General features: G+C 65.0%; 4 protein-coding genes. 2 read left to right on the top strand and 2 right to left on the bottom strand.

Features of this window, described 5'->3' with window-relative positions; all coding sequences use genetic code 11:
• A partial coding sequence (locus WBB85_RS04850) for a hypothetical protein (protein WP_432637495.1) occupies positions 1–715 on the bottom strand: 715 nt, incomplete at its 3' end.
• Positions 628–1,302 carry a DUF3857 domain-containing protein gene (locus tag WBB85_RS04845; RefSeq protein WP_432637494.1) on the bottom strand — a complete coding sequence of 225 codons (675 nt, stop codon included), beginning with the start codon at positions 1,300–1,302 and terminating at the stop codon, positions 628–630. The genes WBB85_RS04850 and WBB85_RS04845, both read right to left, overlap by 88 nt.
• A gap of 336 nt (positions 1,303–1,638) precedes the next feature.
• Between WBB85_RS04845 and WBB85_RS04840 the strand changes: the two genes are divergently transcribed.
• Together WBB85_RS04840 and WBB85_RS04835 are read left to right on the top strand one after the other, a co-directional pair.
• Positions 1,639–2,178, top strand: coding sequence for an RNA polymerase sigma factor (locus WBB85_RS04840; protein ID WP_432637496.1), 540 nt, complete (start codon positions 1,639–1,641; stop codon positions 2,176–2,178).
• The coding region (locus WBB85_RS04835; RefSeq protein ID WP_432637493.1) for a VWA domain-containing protein at positions 2,175–2,948 on the top strand (774 nt) is incomplete at its 3' end. The genes WBB85_RS04840 and WBB85_RS04835, both read left to right, overlap by 4 nt.

Here is a 2,948-nt window from a genome sequence, read left to right as displayed (position 1 = left end):
GATAGCGTCTTGCATAGAAGTCGAGATATCCCCGGCTGATGTCATCCTGCGGTTCGGTCGCCCAGGCATAGCGCCGGGCATTGGCGGATGCGCCGCGATATTCGGTCGAGACAGTCAGGAACGCGCCCGCAAAAGTGAAGGTGAAGCGTTCGGTTGCCTGCCATTGCCAGGACGGGGCGTGTGAGACGTCGATGGCTTCCAGCCCATCTTTGCCCGATCCGGTCAGGGCAAGGGCATAGCCGTAATCCGGCGGCGTCGCGACATCGAGCGTGCCGCCCTCATGCGATCCGGTCGGATCGACCCAATAGGTCCGCCCGTCGATATCGACCCTCAGGATCATGTGATCGAAGGCGCCGATCGCGGGCTGGGCGGCGGCCAGCGCATAGCCCTCATCCAGATCGGTCAGCGCCGGATAGGCGTCGATCCCCAGCCGGTTCAGCATCACCCGCAAAAGCAGCGCCTTGTTCTTGCAGTCGCCAAAGCCCTGACTGGCCACGGTCAGCGGCGGGCGGGCAAAATAGCCCCCCGTGCCGACCTCGATCCCGACATAGCGGATCTCGTCCTGCACCAGCCGCAAGGCCGCTGTGGCGCGGGCGATATCACCCGCGTGATCCGCGCGGATCGCGTCTAGCTTCGCCTCCCATGCGGGGGCAGGGCGTAGTCGGCAAGGTAATAGGGCGACAACACCTGGCTGAGCGGTGTCCAGTCGGACCATGCTCCATAGCGCAGGATGGCGTCGCGCTCGGCCTCGACCGGCGTCATCTCTTCGTCCGGCGGCGGCACGTGCCCGGCGCGGCGCCATTCGTGCCGCACCGTCGCCCCCATGGACAAGGCGCTGTGATCCACCCGCCCGGGCAGAACGCCCGCCTGAAACGGCCAATCGGCGGGCCAGTGCGCGACATGCCGCGTCAGCCCGACCGGCACGCTGAATTCCAGCCGCGATCCCCCGGCGCGGTTGCCGCCGTCCAGCACCGGATCGCTCCTGTGCAGGAACGCCATATCGACGATATCGCCAACCCGCAGGTCCGGCACCTGAAGATGCGCCGTCAGCGTGCCGTCGATGATCCCCGCCTCCAGCCGCGTTTCGCGGCGGAAGACCTCGCTTGTCAAATCGTCACGATAGGACATCGTCCGGCCGTCGCGGTGCACGTCCAGCCGGATCAGTGTCAGGGTTTCGAAAGCGGGATCGAAATCGCTCGACACGGTGGCAGCCCGCTCCAGCCCGGCACGGTCTGTGACCTCGGTGACAAGGCGGAAGTAGCTAAGTTTCGTCTCGCCCTCCCAGGCGATCTGCGTGTCCACCAGCGGATAGAATACGCCATCACGCGACGCCCGGATCAGCGCCGGATCGGCCTAGGGGATTTCCGCCAGTTCGACCCAGTCCGGGGCATCGGCCCGCAACAACTCCTGTGCCAGCGCCATGACCGGCAGTGAGATCAGAATGAGGACACCCAGAAGAAACCGCATGCAACACACCTTCGAACGCCCCCGCGCACGACCCTAACCACAGTCTGTCGCCCGGGCAAGAATTGCGGGCCATCTCGTCTCTCCCCGATCTTCCCTGCCAAGCTTTTCCGAAAAAATCTTTGACCACGCCAAGGATTGACGCCGCCCGCGCGTCATAGTTCCGTCATGCGTATGGAAACACCGGATGAGGCCCTGGCGATTGCCGCCGCGAACGGAGACCGCGAGGCTTTCGCGGTGCTCCTTCACCGGCATTACGACCGCATACATGGCCTTTCATTCCGCCTGACCGGATCGCCGGCCGAGGCTGAGGATCTGACGCAGGATATCTGCCTTGCCCTGCCCGCGAAGCTTGGGACTTACCGGCAGGCTGCCAGGTTCACGACCTGGCTTTACCGGGTTACGGTCAACGCCGCCCATGACCGCCGCCGCCGCATGGCGACACACCGGAAGGCGGCGGATGGCTGGGGTGATTGGGAGATTGCACGACGGGCCGAGATTGCCGAGGCGGAAGAGGCCGATGACTGGCTGACCGCTACAATGGCGCGGCTGACGCCGGAACTGAGGGACACGGTTGCGCTCACCTTGGGCGAGGAACTGAGCCAGAAGGACGCGGCCGAAGTGCTGGGCGTCTCCGAAGGCACGGTCGCCTGGCGGATGAGCGAGGTCAAGAAACGCCTGCGCGAGATGGCACGGGCGGAGGGCATGTTATGAGCGATGAATTCGACAAGCTTCGCGCGGGCTTGAAATCCGCCCCTCCCGCCGCCGATCCGGCGAAGGCTGAAACCCTGCGCCGCGCGATGGAAAATTTCGACCGCCACCAAGAAACCGCGACCAAGCCGCGTCCCAGTCAGGACCGCCCCGAACGGGCGGGTGTTCTGACAGGAGTACGAGACATGTTCACCAAACTCACCACCCGCGGCGCGCTCGCCGCCACGGCCTCCATAGCCGCGCTGGGCATCGGCGTGATGATCTGGCCGAGCCTTGAGGAAGTGCAGGTTCTGCCGGAAGCCGAGCTGCCGGTTCTTGAAGATGCTGGCGGCAAAGAAGGCGAAACCCGCCTTCGGCAGGCAGATGCCAAGGAGGAACGGGACGTTGCCACGGTTGCCTCCGACGATGCAATGGACGCTGTGGAGCCCGTCATGGTGACGGAACCAGTGATCGTCATGGAAGCACCCGCGATCATAGCGGACGAGACGGCAGGTACGCTTGCGGCCCCCACCCCAGGCACCGAACTTGCCCCGATGGCGAAACGGGCGAACGGCAATGCTCCGCAACTGAGTGGTTACGCAAGCCAGGGAATCGTCGCACCCGACATGGTGATCGCACTGCTTCCCGAACCGGATACCGAGGCCTGGTCCAACGACGCCCCGAACCCGGTGAAGATCGTGGCCGAGGAACCCGGTTCCACCTTCTCGATCGACACCGACACCGCGTCATACTCCGGCATCCGCTCATCGCTGACGACCGGCTACCGCCCCCCG

The sequence above is a fragment of the Albidovulum sp. genome (genome assembly GCF_049646345.1).
GTDB lineage: Bacteria > Pseudomonadota > Alphaproteobacteria > Rhodobacterales > Rhodobacteraceae > Albidovulum.
The sequence above is the reverse complement of the archived record's forward strand: the minus strand, read 5'-3'. Positions and strand labels throughout refer to the sequence as shown.